13 protein-coding genes and 1 pseudogene are annotated in these 16,372 nt (G+C 72.2%); 9 read left to right on the top strand and 5 right to left on the bottom strand.

Going from position 1 to position 16,372, the window contains the following annotated elements; translation table 11 throughout:
• Positions 1-3: 3 nt before the first annotated feature.
• Entirely contained in the window at positions 4-267 is a 264-nt protein-coding gene (locus ACZ7EC_RS03045) for a UBP-type zinc finger domain-containing protein (protein ID WP_471056996.1), read from the top strand.
• Entirely contained in the window at positions 267-2,081 is a 1,815-nt protein-coding gene (locus tag ACZ7EC_RS03040) for an FAD-dependent oxidoreductase (RefSeq protein WP_471056993.1), read from the top strand. The genes ACZ7EC_RS03045 and ACZ7EC_RS03040 overlap by 1 nt, the downstream gene beginning before the upstream one ends.
• Positions 2,082-2,155: 74 nt before the next feature.
• On the opposite strand, the pseudogene ACZ7EC_RS03035 reads toward ACZ7EC_RS03040, so the two are convergent.
• Positions 2,156-2,571, bottom strand: a pseudogene (locus ACZ7EC_RS03035) (hypothetical protein); the annotation flags it as partial.
• A gap of 244 nt (positions 2,572-2,815) precedes the next feature.
• On the opposite strand from ACZ7EC_RS03035, the gene ACZ7EC_RS03030 reads away from it, so the two are divergent.
• A complete protein-coding gene (locus tag ACZ7EC_RS03030) occupies positions 2,816-2,986 on the top strand; it encodes a DUF5670 family protein (RefSeq protein WP_011113206.1) in 171 nt (56 codons plus the stop codon).
• Positions 2,987-3,183: 197 nt separating this feature from the next.
• Here the strand turns inward: ACZ7EC_RS03030 and ACZ7EC_RS03025 are convergent, their stop codons facing one another.
• Positions 3,184-3,894 (bottom strand): response regulator transcription factor, encoded by a 711-nt coding sequence (locus ACZ7EC_RS03025; RefSeq protein WP_471056990.1) that lies wholly within the window; start codon positions 3,892-3,894, stop codon positions 3,184-3,186.
• Positions 3,891-5,120 carry a sensor histidine kinase gene (locus tag ACZ7EC_RS03020; protein ID WP_471056987.1) on the bottom strand — a complete coding sequence of 410 codons (1,230 nt, stop codon included), beginning with the start codon at positions 5,118-5,120 and terminating at the stop codon, positions 3,891-3,893. The genes ACZ7EC_RS03025 and ACZ7EC_RS03020 overlap by 4 nt, the downstream gene beginning before the upstream one ends.
• 138 nt (positions 5,121-5,258) lie before the next feature.
• Here ACZ7EC_RS03020 and ACZ7EC_RS03015 point away from each other — a divergent pair, with 138 nt between their 5' ends.
• The 3 genes from ACZ7EC_RS03015 (at position 5,259) to panD (ending at position 8,541) form a co-directional block, all read left to right on the top strand.
• Positions 5,259-6,785, top strand: coding sequence for a nitrilase-related carbon-nitrogen hydrolase (locus ACZ7EC_RS03015; RefSeq protein ID WP_471056984.1), 1,527 nt, complete (start codon positions 5,259-5,261; stop codon positions 6,783-6,785).
• A gap of 294 nt (positions 6,786-7,079) precedes the next feature.
• The gene (locus tag ACZ7EC_RS03010; RefSeq protein WP_471056981.1) at positions 7,080-7,688 is read left to right on the top strand and encodes an SUKH-3 domain-containing protein; all 609 of its coding nucleotides are present in this window, start codon (positions 7,080-7,082) and stop codon (positions 7,686-7,688) included.
• A 433-nt stretch (positions 7,689-8,121) separates the two neighbouring features.
• Positions 8,122-8,541: an aspartate 1-decarboxylase gene (panD, locus tag ACZ7EC_RS03005; protein WP_471056979.1), complete on the top strand. Its 420-nt coding sequence runs from the start codon at positions 8,122-8,124 to the stop codon at positions 8,539-8,541.
• A gap of 544 nt (positions 8,542-9,085) precedes the next feature.
• Here panD and gndA read toward each other — a convergent pair.
• Positions 9,086-10,525, bottom strand: coding sequence for an NADP-dependent phosphogluconate dehydrogenase (gene gndA, locus ACZ7EC_RS03000; protein ID WP_471056976.1), 1,440 nt, complete (start codon positions 10,523-10,525; stop codon positions 9,086-9,088).
• 270 nt (positions 10,526-10,795) lie between these two features.
• On the opposite strand from gndA, the gene ACZ7EC_RS02995 reads away from it, so the two are divergent.
• Positions 10,796-11,818 carry a M23 family metallopeptidase gene (locus ACZ7EC_RS02995; protein WP_471056973.1) on the top strand — a complete coding sequence of 341 codons (1,023 nt, stop codon included), beginning with the start codon at positions 10,796-10,798 and terminating at the stop codon, positions 11,816-11,818.
• Here ACZ7EC_RS02995 and ACZ7EC_RS02990 read toward each other — a convergent pair.
• Complete coding sequence (locus ACZ7EC_RS02990; protein ID WP_471056970.1) at positions 11,808-12,845, bottom strand: DMT family transporter; 1,038 nt, start codon at positions 12,843-12,845, stop codon at positions 11,808-11,810. The genes ACZ7EC_RS02995 and ACZ7EC_RS02990 overlap by 11 nt on opposite strands.
• 261 nt (positions 12,846-13,106) lie before the next feature.
• Here ACZ7EC_RS02990 and ACZ7EC_RS02985 point away from each other — a divergent pair, with 261 nt between their 5' ends.
• Positions 13,107-13,865, top strand: a complete 759-nt coding sequence (locus ACZ7EC_RS02985) for a (2Fe-2S)-binding protein (protein WP_471056967.1) — start codon at positions 13,107-13,109, stop codon at positions 13,863-13,865.
• A 168-nt stretch (positions 13,866-14,033) separates the two neighbouring features.
• Complete coding sequence (locus ACZ7EC_RS02980; protein WP_471056964.1) at positions 14,034-16,355, top strand: GH92 family glycosyl hydrolase; 2,322 nt, start codon at positions 14,034-14,036, stop codon at positions 16,353-16,355.
• Positions 16,356-16,372: the final 17 nt, after the last annotated feature.

Here is a 16,372-nt window from a genome sequence, read left to right as displayed (position 1 = left end):
CGGATGACCCTGCACGCAGACCCCCACCTCGCGCTTGTCCGGCCGGTCCAGCCGCTGACCCCGGAAGGGTGTCAGGAGTGCCTGATGCTCGGCTCCCCGTGGGTCCATCTGAGGCTCTGCCTGACCTGCGGGCACGTCGGCTGCTGCGACTCCTCGCCGAACAAGCACGCGCGCAAGCACGCGGCTGCCGTCGACCATCCGATCGTGCAGTCCTTCCAGCCCGGCGAGGAATGGCGCTGGTGCTACGTTCACGAGGCGTTCGTCTGATGTCCGGCGACCAGCCGCCGCCGGGCGGAGAACCGGTGCCGGAGAAGTCGGACGAGGCCGCCTCCTGGGAGACCCCGGACATCTACGGCGCGTATCCGCGCCTCACGGAGGACCAGATAGCACGGCTGGCGGAGCACGGGCAACGCCGGACCATGGCTCCCAATGACGTGCTGATCCGGGAGGGGGAGCGCTGCGAGACGTTCTACGTCGTCCTCAGCGGTACCGTCGCCGTCGTCGAGGACCACGGCACTCCCGAGGAACACGTGCTGCGCGTCCACGGCCCCGGTCGCTTCATCGGCGAACTCGGGCTGCTGTACGGACAAGTGGCCTTCTACACCGCTGTCGCCAGGGAGCCCGGCGAGGTCCTCGTGGTCTCCTTGGACCAGTTGCGCCACCTGGTGTCCCGGGACTCCGGCATCGGGGACGTCGTACTGCGCGCCTGTCTGTGCCGTCGCGCGCTGCTCGTCGGACAGGGCGCCGGCTTCCGCATCATCGGCTCACGCTACTCGCCCGACACCAGACGGCTGCGCGAGTTCGCGGTCCGCAACCGGCTGCCGCACCGCTGGATCGACCTGGAGACCGACAAGGAGGCAGAGGAACTGCTGCGCCGCTTCGGCGTCGGCCCGGCGGAGACACCACTCGTCATCTGGCGGGAAGCCACACTGCTGCGCAACCCCAGCAACGCGGAACTGGCCCGGCTCATCGGCCTGCCGTCACTGCCCGCCGGAAACCGTCACGACGATGTCCTGATCGTGGGCTCCGGACCCGCCGGCCTCGCCGCCGCGGTGTACGCCGCCTCCGAGGGCCTGAGCACCACGGTGGTGGAGGCGATGGCCACCGGCGGCCAGGCCGGCACGTCGTCCCGCATCGAGAATCTGCTCGGCTTCCCCTCCGGCATCTCCGGCGCCGAACTCACCGAACGCGCCGTGCTCCAGGCCGAGAAGTTCGGCGCCGGGATCAGCCTTCCGCTGGAGGCGACCGGCCTCCATGCCAAGGACGAGGACCACTACGTGGTGGCGTTCGCCGACGGCAGCGAGATCGCCGCCCGCGCCGTCGTCCTGGCCACGGGCGCCCGCTACCGCCGACTCCAGGTGCCCGGCATCGAACGCCTGGAGGGGACGAGCGTGCACTACTCGGCGACCGTCTACGAGGCCCAGCAGTGCCGCACCGACCCGGTGGCCGTCGTCGGCGGAGGCAACTCGGCGGGCCAGGCGGTCCTGTTCCTCGCCGGGTACGCGCCGAAGGTGTACCTGCTGGTCCGTGGAGCCGGCCTCGAGGCCAACATGTCCCGCTACCTGGTCGACCAGGTAGAGCGCCATCCGCGGGTGGAGGTCATGCTGCACACCGAGGTCACCGAGGTCATCGGCCGGGAAGTGCTGGAGGAGCTCGACGTGGTCGACAACCGCACGGGCGGGCACCGCCGGCTCGCGGTGCGGAGCCTGTTCGTCTTCACCGGAGCCGAGCCCCACACCGATTGGCTCGCCGGCACCATCGCCCTCGACTCCCGCGGCTTCGTCCTCACCGGGCCGGAGGCCCAGGAAGCCTGCGCCTCCCCCGAGGTGTGGCACGGCCGCGGGCGCTCGTGCATGACCCTGGAGGCCAGCCTGCCCGGCGTCTTCGCGGTCGGGGACGTCCGCAGCGGCTCGGTGAAACGGGTGGCCTCCGCGGCCGGCGAGGGCGCGATGGCCATCCACTTCGTACACCGCCACCTGGGGCACTCGGCCGTTCCCGGCACGACCGGCACGTCAACTGTCGCGGGCCACTCGGACGTCTCCCCGCGCATTCGTCACAAGGAGTCCGCGTGGCTCGCATGAGGAATGGCGGACGATGAGATCACGGCTGAAGCGATGTTCCTCATCCACATCCAGGATTCCGCTGCGGCGGTCCCCAGGGCGAGCATGGCCAGGGTGATGTGCCGGTGCAGGCGGTCCAGTGGCGGACGAGCAGCTCTGACAGCAGCGTCCGCTTTGGGTACCAGCACAGGTAGAAGGCGAGTTCGCCGCTGCTCGGGTGGCGGCGGAACAGCAGGTGCCGGTGGCCGTCGGTGCTGATCTCGATCCAGGCCCAGTCGTAGTAGCGCGGCCGCGATCATCTGCCCTGTCAGCGTGGGCTTGGTCGCGAACTCCACTTGGTCGGGTATTACGGCACGGGTGCGGCGCTCGGCGTCCCGCGACCAGGACGTGTCGGGCAGGTGGAGCCGACGATCAGCACGTCGTTGTCGGCACCGAGGTGCTGGGCGTGGCCGGCCTGCTCGGCCCGCCGCCAGCAGTTCTTCCGCTCGACGCCGGAAAGCAACCCGAGCACGAACGCACGGGCCGTGGCGTGCGGCTCAACCCGCCGACTCGGTGTCTTGCGTGCGAGAGGGTGGGCCGCCGACGCGGGGCGGGGCGGTCGGCGCTGACGGGGCGGCGCCGAGGTGCGTGGGGGCGGGGAAGGTCGCATGGCGCGTGAGCCAGCGAATATGCCCCGTCCGGCGTCGATGTAACTCCCGCTAGGTGGGCATGTCGACCTGAGGTGAGGGCACAGGGTGGCCAGGAGGTTGATAACGATGGTTCCCCTGCTTCTGGTTCTTCTGCTGGCTCTGATCCTCTTCGGTGCGGGTTTCGCACTGAAGGCGCTGTGGTGGATCGCGGTGATCGTGCTCGTCGTGTGGCTGCTCGGCTTCGTCGTCCGCACCGCGGACAGCGGCGGTCGCAAGGGCCGCTGGTACCGCTGGTAGAGCGGACACACCCGGCGCAAGGAACGCGCCGCGCGCGCGAGGTGAGTGGGGCCCGACCGTATCCGGCCGGGCCCCACTAGGTCTCTTCCCACTCGCAGCCGCAGGCGTGGGCCGGGTAATTGCGGCCAGGATTGACCGTTGACCACTCCCTGGGCAACTGCATCGAGCCGGAGAGGCGGCTGGTCCACACAGATTGATCACTCACCGTCCCGGCCGACGAGCGGAGCCTGACCGTCTCCGTGGACGAGTAGCGCCGCCTGCACCCGGTTCTCCAGGCCGAGGCGGGTGAGGATGCGGTTGACGCGGCTTTTCACGGTGGCCTCGCTCAGGCCCAGGGCGGCGGCGATCCGCGCGTTGGACAGACCACGCCCGATCAGTACCAGGACCTCCAGTTCGCGGGCGGTCAGCAGGCGCGACAGCTCCGTCCGGTCCGGCCGGGCGGCCGGGGGCGGCCCGGGCAGCAGTCCGGCGGGCAGGGCGGTGACCGTCTCGATCAGGCGGCGGGTGACGTCCGGGGCGAGCACGGCCTCTCCGGCAGCGACCGCACGTACGGCCTCGGCCAGCCGGTCGGGCGGGCTGTTCTTCAGCAGGAACCCGGCGGCGCCCGCCCGCAGCGCGGCATGCACGTACTCGTCCAGGTCAAACGTGGTGAGGACCAGGACCCGCGGGGCCGGCCCCGGCCCGGGCCAGCAGCCGGTGATGCGCCGGGTGGCCTCCACACCGGTCGTGCCGGGCATGCGGATATCCATCAGCACGACGTCGGGCCGCAGTTCGGCCGCCTGGGCGACCGCCTGCTCCCCGTCGCCCGCCTCGCCGACGACCATCAGCCCCTCGCGGCGGTCGATGACCAGCCGCAGCGCGGTCCGTACCATCTCTTGGTCGTCGGCCACGAGCACCCGTACCGTCATACGGCCACCTCAGCGGCTCGCGGCGCCCGCGCCCGCAGGACGGCGTACAGCCGCCAGCCGCCGCCCTCGCACACCCCGGCCGTCAGCTCGCCGTCGAACGCCGCCACGCGTTCCCGCATGCCCACCAGCCCGCGCCCGCTGCCGGGCACGGGCTGGTGACCCGGGGCGGCCGGACCGTTCACCACCTCGACGGTGAGCCGGGAGGCGTCCCCGCGCACGGTGACGTGGACGCCCACGGGACCGGCATGCTTGACGACATTCGTCAGCGCCTCCTGGACGATCCGGTAGGCCGACACCCGCATCCCCGGGGACGGCGCGCTCTCCGCCCCCGGCTCCACCCGGCTCGTCACCCGGCAGCCCACCGCGGTGGCCGTGTCCAGGAGCGGGCCGAGGTGGTCGAGGGACGGTTCGGGTGCGAGCCACTGGTCACGGAAGGACAGCAGCCCGAGCAGTCGCCGCATCTCGACGAGCGCGGTGTCGGCGCTCCGCGCGATGAGTCCGACGCCCTCCACCACCGCCGTGTCGGGGAGCGGCCCAGTGGCCAGGACGTCCTCGGCGGCCCGCGCCTGCACGGCGATGGCGCTCACATGGTGGGCCACCACGTCGTGCAGGTCACGGGCGATGCGGGATCGTTCGGCGGCCACCGCCTGGAGGGCGTTGCGCTCCTGCTCGGCGGCCAGCCGCCGGTTGAGATCGCGCAGCCGCTCGGCGTCGGCCCCGATCCTGCGTCTGCCGTACCCCAACGTCCAGGCCAGACCGAAGAAGAAGACGAACGTCGTGGCGCTGATCGGCTCCAGCGAACCGAGGCTCGGCGGCTGCTGCCAGTGCCCTGTGAGGGCATCGGCGGTGAGCGCCGAGACGAGGCACAGCACCGCCCCCGGCAGGCTCACGCGGGCACGGTCGTGTCCGGCCAGGGCGTACACGCCGAGCATGAGCAGGAACGGGCCCGGCACCTTCCCGGCGATCGGGGAGGTCGCCTGGAAGACCGCGTACAGACAGGTCATCGCCGCCAGCGCGAGGCACGGATGCGTCCGCCGCCACAGCAGGGGCACGGTCTGCGCCCCCCACAGGGCCACGCCCCAGGCGGCGGGTTCCGGGGCGCGGTGTACCACGGTGGCCACGTTGAACAACGTCAGCCCAGCGCCGAGCGCGGCGTCCGCGGCCCGCGGTCGGCAGGCGATCCAGCGCCGCGCGGCTCGTGGCGCGGCCTTCAAGTCAGTGAGCATCTTGGTCGGTCAGGCTAGACGACCCGGGAGGGCGGCGGATCATCCTCCGGTCGGGCACCGAAAGTTCCGCGCCCGCGAACGGAATTCGCCACATCGGCCGAGGCGTGCTGACACCCCCTCTCCCTAGCGTCGTCCCCTGTGAAGAATCATCCGATACTGAAGAATCACCTGACACGGCAGTACAGCCTGCTGGTTCTCGGCGCGGGGGCGATGCTGTTCGCGGTGGGCGGCCGGTGGGACATCGCGGCGGCGGCCTGGCTCTACCCCGTGCTCCTGCTGCGGTTCGCACGACTTGGCCGCGCCTGGTCAGGGCCGCTGTGGCTCTGGGCGGCGCATGCCGCCGCGGCCGTCTTCTGGGTACAGGAGTCGAAGATCGGCTTCAACTCCGTGGTCGTCGCGGGCGCCACCGCGCTCGCCGCCCTGCAGACGCTGCCGTACCTGGCCGACCGGCTCCTGGTGGGCCGCCTGCACCCCGCGCTCGCCGCCCTGGCCTTCCCCGCCGGTGTGGCGGCCACCGAGTACCTGATCACCGTAGTCTCCCCGTTCGGCACGGCCTACGGCTCCTTGGCCGTCACCCAGCACGGCGACCTGCCTCTTCTCCAACTCGTCTCGGTGACGGGCCCATGGGGGATCGGGTTCCTGATCGGATACGCCGCCGCCGCGGTCAACGGAATCTGGGAACGCCGGGAACGCCCTTCGTGGCGCGCCGGCCTGCTGTACGCAGCCCTCCTGCCGGCCCTCGTCCTCGCCGCCGGCGGCGTCCGGCTCGCGCTCGCCCCGCCCACGAGCCTGACCGTACGCATCGCGGGCGTGAGCCCCACCCCGGCCGTGACGCAGCACCTCAAGACGGTACTGAGCCGGTACGCCGACACCCCGGCCGGCGTCGCCACCGCCCCCGCCGCACAGGTGCAGCCCGCGATGACGGCCGTCGAGGACGACCTGCTGACCGCCACCCGGCGCGAGGCCGCCGCCGGGGCGAAGATCGTCGTCTGGCCCGAGGAGGCCGTCCGCACCCAGGAGTCACATGAGGCCGCCACCGTGGCCGCCGCACAGGCCGAGGCCCGCCGCTCGGGCATTTACCTGGAGATCGGCGTCCGCGTCCACACCGCCACCGCACCCGCGTACGGCCGCAACGAGGCGATCCTCATCGACCCGCAGGGCAAGGTGCTGTGGACCTTCCAGAAGGCGCACCCCATCCCGGGCTCCGAGAAGTACACGCCAGGCGACGGCCGCGTCCCCGTCGTGAAGACCCCGTACGGCCGGCTGGCGAACGTCATCTGCTACGACGCCGACTTCCCCGCCATGATGCGGGTCCGCGCCGACATCATGCTCGTCCCCTCCCACGACTGGCGCGAATTCGGCGCCCCGCACACCGCCAAGGCGGCTCTGCGCGCCGTCGAGTCCGGCTACGCCCTGGTCCGCCAGGACGCCGAGGGCGTCTCCGCCGCCTACGACGACCAGGGCCACGTCCTCGCCACGGCGGACTACTTCACCGCCGACGGCCGCCAGACCATGGTCGCCTACATCCCGACCCACGGCACCACCACGCTCTACGACCGCATCGGCGACACTTTCGCCTGGCTGTGCCTGACGCTCTTGGCCGCCTTGACAGCACTGGCCGCCCGGCGCTCGCGATGGTCTCGCGCCCGTCCAGCCTGGCGGTGATCCGGTCGTGGTCCTGCTGGGCGTGCAGGTCTGGGTGTACGGGCCGAGGCGCAGCAGGATGAAACCGGGTCGTCGCCGGGCCTGATGTGCGTGCTCGGTGAACGGGCCGACGCGCACGGCGACGCCCTGGGCGCTGCCGGGTTTCCAGGGCTCGGGGTTGCGGGTTGCGAAGGGCGGCGAGCGCCGGACGCGGATGCCACGGATCTAGTCGCCCCGCGGGAGACGGTGCTCTTCGTCCGGCAGCGGCTGACCCGCTTTCCGTCCGCCGCGGAGCGCTGGCCCGCGGTAGGGACCGTGGCCGAGTTCGAGGTCTGGTGGGCCGATGATCGGCCGCAGGTGCGACTCAAGCCCGTAGAGCGCCAGTTCTTGCGCGAGGACTTCGACCAGTGGCTGGCTCAGTGGCGGCCGGGCTGGCCCGAGAACGTACCCGTGGATCAGGCATGGGTTGAGGCGGAGGCGGCGGCTCGGCGGGATGCCGGTGAGGTTGAGGAGACGCTGCGTGCGGCCGGATGGCAGCCGGGGCGGCGCGTCCCGGTTCAGCGGTGGCGCGAGATGCTGGAGGCAACTGGGCTGGTCCGGATGCATGAGGCCGCCGAACGCTTCTTGACTGAGTTCGGAGGCTTGGACGTACAGATCAGCGGGCCGGGCCTCACCTGCGCAAGGGCGCCCTTCAACTTTGATCCCGAACTCGCGGTGGGCGAGGAGGATCGATTCGCAGACTGGAGCTCGACGGTCGGGCGGGACATCTTTCCCATCGGTGAGTTCGACGAGGGCCGTTTCTTTCTCGGTATCGACGAGACCGGCGAGATCTATCTGATCGAGACCTGGGTGGCGACGTTCGGCCCGGCCCAGGAGGCACTGGAGAAGCTCGTCCTGGGCATATCTCCAGGGCGTTTCGGTTGAGGTGAGTCGTCAATCGCATGTCGCGCAACAGCAGTGTTGCTCTGAGCCGGGTGTCTTCCGGTGCTTGTCAGGGCATGTGCCAAGACTGCCGCGGCATGCTTAGGACCGTGGCCGCGCCAGCGTCTCGGCCTCCTCGAAGGCGTCCGTAGGGATGCTGTTCACGTATGCGTGGCCCCTCGCTCGTGGTTGCTGATGATCGGTTTAGGGCGGTCGAATTCGCGTCGCTCGGGGATCATCCATGGTTCCGCGGAGCTGGCAGGCTGCTGTGGCGGGGTTGAGGACGCATTTCCTTCCTTCGCCATGTGGATCTGCAAAGAGGGAGGCGGAAGCGGCTGCTGGGGGACGCTCCCCGGACATGCGACTCGTTGTAAGGTGTGGAAACAGCCCTTGACCTGCACAAAGCAGGCAGGGAGCCGTCTTACGGGAGTCCGACATGCTGCGCACCATGTTCAAGTCCAAGATCCACCGTGCCACCGTCACCCAGGCCGACCTGCACTACGTGGGATCGGTGACGATCGATGCGGAGTTGCTTGAGGCGGCGGATCTGCTGCCCGGGGAGCTTGTGCACATCGTGGACATCACGAATGGTGCCCGGCTGGAGACGTACGTCATCGAGGGGGAGCGGGGATCGGGCGTCGTCGGGATCAACGGGGCGGCCGCTCATCTCGTGCACCCTGGTGACCTGGTGATCATCATCAGTTATGCGCAGGTCAGCGATGCCGAGGCGCGGGAGCTGACGCCGCGGGTGGTGCATGTCGACGCCGACAACCGGATCGTGGCCCTCGGTGCCGATCCGGCCGAGCCGGTCCCCGGTACCGAGCAGCGGCGCAGCCCGCGGTCCGTGCCGGCCTGAACCCCGCTGAACCCGGTCGGCCCGCTCGGCCGGCGTCTTCGGGTGAGTGGCCTCGCGGTGGTCGGGTAGGCGGGGGAGTAGTCCAGAGGCGACGTCCAGTGACATCGACGACTGCGCGGAGAACGCGATGACCAACCCGCACCCCGACCCCGCCCCACCGGCCCCCGGTCCCACGCCGACCCCGGACCCGTACCCCACCCCGGTGCCACCCCCGGAACCCGGCCCCGGCCCTGAGCCGGCGCCGACTCCGCAACCGCCCGGTCCGGGCCCGCAGCCGACCCCTCAGCCGCCGGGCCCCGGCCCGACCCCACCGGCCCCCGGCCCTCCGGAGCCCTCCCCCTCCCCGATCCCGCCGGGCCCTGAACCCGTACCAAGCCCCGAACCGGGCCCACCCCTGACCACCTGACAAGGCCCGCCGCCCAAAATGCGTGCCAAGGGGGCGGAGGACTGCGCGACCAGCCGCCCCGCCCCCTACGGCCTCACACGTCCCTACGGCCTCACAGGTCCGTACGGCCTCAGAGGTCTCCGCCCCCCGGCGGACTCCCTACGCGGAAACCTCGCTCCGATCCCCGCCCCACAGCGTGTGGAACGACCCCTCCCGGTCCACCCTCCGATACGTGTGCGCCCCGAAGAAGTCCCGCTGCCCCTGTGTGAGGGCCGCGGGCAGCCGCGGGGCGCGCAGTCCGTCGTAGTAGGACAGCGCCGCCGCGAAGCCCGGCGTCGGGACCCCCTGCCGGACCGCCGTGGCCAGCACCTCGCGCCAGTCGTCCTGGGCCGCCGCGATCTCGCGGGCGAACGTGTCGTCGGACAGCAGGCTCGGCAGGTCGGGACGGGCGTCGTACGCGGCGCGGATCCGGTCGAGGAACGCCGCCCGGATGATGCAGCCGGCGCGCCAGATCGCGGAGACGGCGCCCTGGTCGATGTCCCAGCCGTACTCCTCGCCGCCCGCCGCGATCTCGTGGAAGCCCTGCGTGTACGAGACGATCTTGGAGGCGTACAGCGCCTGTTCCACCCGGTCCGCGAAGGCCGCCGCCTCCGCCCCGCTCAGCGGCGCCGGCTGCGGACCGGCGAGGTGGCGGGAGGCCGCCCGCAGCGCGGCGTGGCCGGACAGGGAGCGGGCGAAGACGGCCTCCGCGATGCCGGAGACCGGTACCCCGAGGTCCAGCGCGATCTGGACGGTCCAGCGGCCGGTGCCCTTCTGCTCGGCCTGGTCCACCACCACGTCCACGAACGGCTTGCCGGTCGCCGCGTCCACATGGGACAGCACCTCGGCGGTGATCTCGATCAGGTACGAGTCGAGCCGCCCGGTGTTCCAGGTGCGGAAGATGTCCGCGATCTCCGCCGGCGCGTAGCCGGCCACGTCCCGCAGCAACTGGTACGCCTCGCCGATGAGCTGCATGTCGGCGTACTCGATGCCGTTGTGCACCATCTTCACGAAGTGCCCGGCGCCGTCCGCCCCCACATGGGTCACGCAGGGCGCGCCGTCCTTGGCCTTCGCGGAGATCTTCTCCAGCATCGGGCCGAGCGAGGCGTAGGACTCCTTCGAGCCGCCCGGCATGATGCTCGGCCCGTGCAGCGCGCCCTCCTCGCCGCCGGAGATGCCGGTTCCGACGAAGTGGATGCCCTGCTCGCGCAGCTCGCGTTCCCGGCGCCGGGTGTCCGCGAAGTGCGCGTTGCCGCCGTCGATGATCATGTCGCCGGGCTCCAGGAGCGGCGCGAACTCCTTGATCACCGCGTCCGTGGGGTCACCGGCCTTGACCATGATCATCAGGCGGCGCGGGCGTTCCAGGGCGGCCACGAACTCCTCGGCGCTCTCGGTCGGGATGAAGTCGCCCTCCTGCCCGAACTCCTTCACCAGATCCCGTGTCCGCGACGCCGTGCGGTTGTGCAACGCGACCGTGTAGCCGTTGCGCGCGAAGTTCCGGGCGAGATTGCGGCCCATGACCGCGAGGCCGGTGACGCCGATCTGCGCTGAAGTGCTCATACCGCCTGCTCCCTGATCGCCTGGTGAGTACGTCCCCCGTCGGGTACGGGTCCCCGCCCATCCTGACCTGACCCCTGGGCGAGCGCACATCAGACTCGCCATCCTCGGTTCCGGGGAGCGGAACCCGGCCGGGCCGCCCCGCCGGGCGGTGGGCCAACAGCCGCCCGATCATGGCTGGTTGACGTTCTCCGACGGCCGAAACGCCGTCTTGTCATGGCGTGTTCGCGGCGCATAGCTTTGCCCCTCCTGACGCATGAGGGGACCTCGCGCATGGCCCTAAGCGGCCGGCACCGCCGGTATCAGCCGAACAGGATCAACCGCGCCTCGCTCACGGTCACGGCGGGTGGCGCGGGCCTCGCGCTCCCGTTGATCGCCGCGGGAACGGCCGCGGGAACCCCCAGCGGGGCGACCACTCACACCGGCCCCCACACCCGCACCGAGACCGGTTCCCACAGCGGCACCGAGACCGGCTCCCGCGCGGGTCTCCGGGACGGCACCCGCGACGCCGACCCCGGAACGGCGCTCGACGCCCCCGCCCGTGACGTGCGCCCGCAGACCACTCCCCAGTCACGGGCCGGCCGGACCACGATGTACACGGTGGTCCAAGGCGACACCCTCTCGGGCATCGCCGCCGAGCACCACGTCCGGGGCGGCTGGCACGCGCTCTACGCGGGCAACCGCGCCACCGTCGGCGACGACCCGGACCTGATCCTGCCGGGCGAGCGGCTCGCCCTGCACCCCGCGAAGGCGCCCGCCGGACCCGCCAACTCCGGTAGAGGGAAGCCGGTTTCCCACCCGGCGAAGCCGAAGGTCCACCACCGGACCAAGACCACCACGAGCACCAAGAACGGCGAGAGCGTCAAGAACACCGAGACCGGGACGATTGCTCACGGGGTCGTCGCCCCCGTCCACGCGGCCATCGGCACCGGCTACCGCGCGGCCGGCTCCTCCTGGTCGAAGGGCTACCACACCGGCGTCGACTTCCTCGTGCCGACCGGCACCGCCGTGCACGCGGCCGAGGCAGGGGAGGTGGTGGCGGCGGGCTGGGGCGGCTCGTACGGCTACCAGGTGGTGCTCCGGCACGCCGACGGGTACTACACCCAGTACGGCCACCTGTCGGCCATCTCCGTGCGGATCGGTCAGCATGTCGCCGCCGGCGGGCGCATCGCCCGCTCCGGGGCCACCGGCAATGTCACCGGCCCCCATCTGCACTTCGAGGTGCGCACGGGGCCCGGTTTCGGCACGGATGTCGACCCGCTCGGCTATCTGCGGGCCCACGGCGTCAGGATCTGACCCGCGGCCGCCTCCGGTGGTGGATCGTCTCCCTCAGGTCCGGTTCGACGAGCGGTCCCTCCGCGTCGGAGCGGCCCCGTACGTCCCCGTCCGCGGCGCCCGGTACGTCCTCGCCGCCGAGCCGCTGGTGCGGTACCGGGGCGGTCACCGTGCCGGCGACCGGCGGCTCCGGAGCCGCCGCCGTCCCCGTCCCCGTCGCCTCCATCCGCTCCGTCGTCAGCATGATCAGCCCGCCCGCCGCCAGCACCCCGCAGCCCAGGGCGAGCAGGGTGCCCGTCGTGCCGTGGCGGAAGGTCTCGCCGAACAGGAGGATGCCGATCGCGGCGGCCAGCACCGGGTTGACGACGGTCAGGGTGGCGAGCGGCGCGGCCAGGCCACCGCCCCCGTAGGAGGCCTGGGAGAGCAGGACGCCGGCGGCCGAGAAGACGGCGATCAGCGCCAGCGAGAACAGCGTGCCGGAGGAGCCGAGGCCGCCGTCCCAGCCGACCGCGGCGGACTTGGTGAACACCGAGGACATGCCGAACGCGATGCCGGAGGCCGCGGCGAGCAGCACGCTGCGCACCGCGGGGTGCCGGTGGGCCGCCCGGCCCGCGCACATCAACGCCCCCACCGCGCCGCCCGTGACCACCGCGGCGGCCAGCCGCTGCGGGGCGTCGAGCGCGTGGTCGTGGGCGGAGCCGACCACGGACAGCAGCCCCGCGAGCCCGACGGTGGCCATCACGGCACCCCGCCAGGCGGTCGCCCCGGCCCGGCGGCCGACGCACAGCGCGGCCAGCGGCAGGGCGAAGACGATGGTCAGTGCGCCGAGCGGCTGGACGATGCTCAGCGGTCCGCAGGCCAGCGCCACCACGTGCAGCAGTCCGCCGAGGCCGTTGAGCGCGAGCGCGCCCCACCAACCGGGCCTGCGCAGCGGCAGATACGCGCTGCCGGGGGAGGACAGGGCGACCCGCTCCTGCACGATCGCGCCGCCCGCGTAGCCCAGCGCGGAGACGAGCGACAGCAGCACGGACACCGCGAGAGCGCTCACCGGCGTCTTCCGCTCATCGGTGTCTCCCGCTCATCTGCGTCTCCTGTGCCTGCGGCACAGGGCGCGGGCCCGGCGCTGCCTACGGTCGGCTTCCATGGTTCACACTCTGCCCGCCCGCGCCGTTTCCGTCGTCGTCCCTGAGCACGCGATGCGTCCTACTACCGATGGAGTACACCGGTGCGATGATCATCCCTGAGGTGGGTTACCCCGAGGGGCGCCCCGGCCGTCCGGGGCGCGAACCGGCCTGGTACGAGTGTCCTCGTGGACCTCGACCCCGAACTCGCCGCCCTGCGCCCGCCGGGTCCCTTCTTCGCCCTGCGCACGGTCCCTGAGGGGGACCCCTCCGGGCTGCCGACCCTCGCGGCGGCCTACGCGCCGGACGGCCCCGGCGGCCCCCTGACCGCGCGCGTGGCCCTCGTCGGCCGCCGCCTGCGCACCCCCGAGCCCCGCGTCGCCGCCTCCCTCGCCCAGCAGGGCCTGGCCGCCCGGCTCTGGTCGGTCGCGCTCGGCTGCGCCGTCCTGTACGGCCGGCTGCCCGACCTGCGCCCGAGCCTGCTGCGCTGGGACATCGAGGCGTCCGCGCCCGACGACCTGTGGCTCACCGAGGTCCGGCCGGGGCCCGGCGACGCGGGCGCGCTCGCCGGCGCCGTGCTGGACGGCCATCTGGAGCCCCTGGGAAAGACCCTGAGAGACCATTACGGGATCGCGGCCGGGCTGCTGCGGGGCAACGCGGGCTCCGCGCTCGCCGGAGCCGCACGGGAACTGGAGCGCTGGGCCCGCGCCCGCGGCCGTACCGACGCGGTGGCCCGCACCCGCGCGCTCACCGGTGAACTCTTCGGCCACCCCCTGCTGGGGGCCACCGGCACCCGCAGCGGCACCGCGTTCCGCCGCCGCAGTTGCTGCCTGTACTACCGAGTCCCCGGCGGCGGCGTGTGCGGCGACTGCTGCTTCCCCCAGCCTCCGGCCGCACCGTGCTCCCCAACTGCCGTACGCGACAAGGGAGAAGAGTCCGCTCGCTGAGACACCCGCACCGGGGCACCGGCCCCGCCGCGCCCGCGTTCCTCACGCACCGTCAAATCACCCTCTCCCGCGACGCGTTTACCCCCTCCCGTCGCGCAATGCCCGGTTTCCCGGCATTCGCCCGCCACGATGCAGGCAACGATGTCGAACCTCCGGAGGTCATCCGACATGAGAGGGACCCGGCGCACACGGCTGTGCCTGGCCTGGGTGATGGCAGCGTCCGCGCTGATCGCCACCCCCGCCGCGGGAGCCGCCGAGCGGACCGACGGCCACCTCACCGACCTGGTGAACCCCTTCATCGGGAGCCAGGACGAGGGCAACACCTTCCCCGGCGCCGCCGTGCCCTTCGGCATGGTGCAGTTCTCGCCCGACACCGGGCACAACACCGGTTACGACTACACCCAGAGCCGGATCCGCGGCTTCTCACTGGTCCACCTGTCGGGCGTGGGCTGCCGGATCGGCGGCGACCTGCCGGTACTGCCCACCACCGGCGAGATCACACGTACCGACGACGCCGCGTACGCGACCGCGTTCTCGCACGCCGACGAGGCGGCGAGCCCCGGCTACTACCGCGTCGGCCTCGCCTCCGGCATCCGCGCCGAACTGACCGCCTCCGCCCGCACCGGGGTGCAGCGCTACACCTTCCCCGCCACCACCAAGGCCAACGTCCTGCTGAACGCGGCCCAGTCGCTGCACAAGACCAGCGGCAGCAAGGTGGAGATCCTGGACGACCGCACCGTGCGCACCGAGATCACCGGGCACGGCTTCTGCCGGGACACCGGTCCCTACACGGTCTACACGATCACCCGTTTCAGCCGGCCCTTCACCGCCTACGGCACCTGGGACGGCGCCACCGTCACCGCGGGCTCGCGCAGCGGACGCGGCGGCGCCTACGTGCGCTTCGACACCACCGGGAACCGTACGGTCGAGGCGACCACCGCGCTGTCGTACGTCGGCCCGGCCGGCGCGGCGGGCAATCTGCGGGCCGAGGGCGGCCGGTCGTTCGACGCAGTGCGCCGGGCGGCCCGCGAGCGGTGGGAGGCGCGCCTCGCGGCGGTGCGGGTGCGCGGCGGCGGCGACACCCTGCGCCGTACGTTCTACTCCTCGCTGTACCGGTCCTTCCTCGCGCCCAACATCGGCGGCGACGCCGACGGCCGCTACTTCGGCTGGGACCGGCGGGTCCACCGGGCGCGCGGGTTCACGTACTACCAGAACTGGTCGCTGTGGGACACCTACCGCACCCAGGCCCAGCTGCTCGCCCTGCTCGCGCCGCGCGAGGCGCGGGACATGGCCCGCTCGGTGGTGGCGATCGACGAGGACGGCGGCTGGCTGCCCAAGTGGGGCTACGGGCCGGTCGAGACGAACGTGATGAGCGGCGACCCGGTCACCCCGTTCCTGACCACCGCCTACCAGATGGGCCTGCTGAAGGGGTTCGAGGAGCGGGCCTACCGGGCGCTGCGCAAGAACGCGGACGGAGTGCCGCCCGCCGCCAATCCGGGCATCGGGCGGGAGGCCAACGCCGAGTACATCAAGAACGGCTTCGCCCCGTTCGACAAGGACCGGCCGCTCGCCAAGATGGGCGACTCCGACTACCACCACGGCGCCTCCGTCACCCTGGAGTACGCCCTCGCGGACGCCATGCTCGCCCAGATGGCCCGTGGGCTCGGACATGACGCGGACGCCGCCCGGTACGCGGCCCGCTCGCGCGACTACCGGACCATCTTCGACCCCTCGACCGGCTTCTTCCGGGCCCGCGACTTCTCCGGCGCGTTCACCGGCTCCCCCGACCCGGCGCTCGGCACCGGCTTCCACGAGGGCACGGCCTGGCAGTACCAGTGGCTGGTCCCGCAGGACCTGGCCGGCATGGTCCGGCTGATCGGCGGCAAGCGCGCCGCCAACGCCCGGCTCGACTCCTTCTTCGCCTACGACCGGCTGCTCGCCGACCCGGCTCGCACGGCCCGCGAGGTGTGGGTGCACGGCGACGCGTACGCCTACTACAACGCGGCCGTCTACAACCCGATGAACGAGCCCGACCTCATCGCGCCCTACACCTACCTCGCCACCGGTCAGCCCTGGAAGACCACCGACGTCGTGCACGCGGCCCTGACCCTGTTCACCGACGGCCCCACCGGCATGACCGGCAACGACGACCTCGGCACCATGTCCGCCTGGAACGTGCTGTCGTCCATCGGGCTGTTCCCGATCCAGCCCGGCTACGACACCTGGGGCCTGTCCACGCCGGTCTTCGACCGCGTCGACCTCGCCCTGGACCGCCGCTACTGGCCGGCCGGGGCACTGACCGTCACCGCGCCGGGCACCTCGGCCGCCGACCGCTATGTGCAGGGCGTGCGCGTCGACGGCAGAGCCCATGGGCGGACGTATCTGACGACGCGTGCGCTGCGCTCCCTGCGCTCGCTGGCGTTCACGGTCGGCCCGCGCCCGTCAGGGTGGGGTACGTCGGCCCAGGCGGCACCCCCGGTACTGAAGTGACCTCAGCTGTCTCCTGA

This window comes from Streptomyces sp. NPDC037203 (assembly GCF_055605065.1).
Note: the sequence above shows the minus strand (reverse complement) of the source record. Positions and strands in the feature narration are given on the sequence as shown.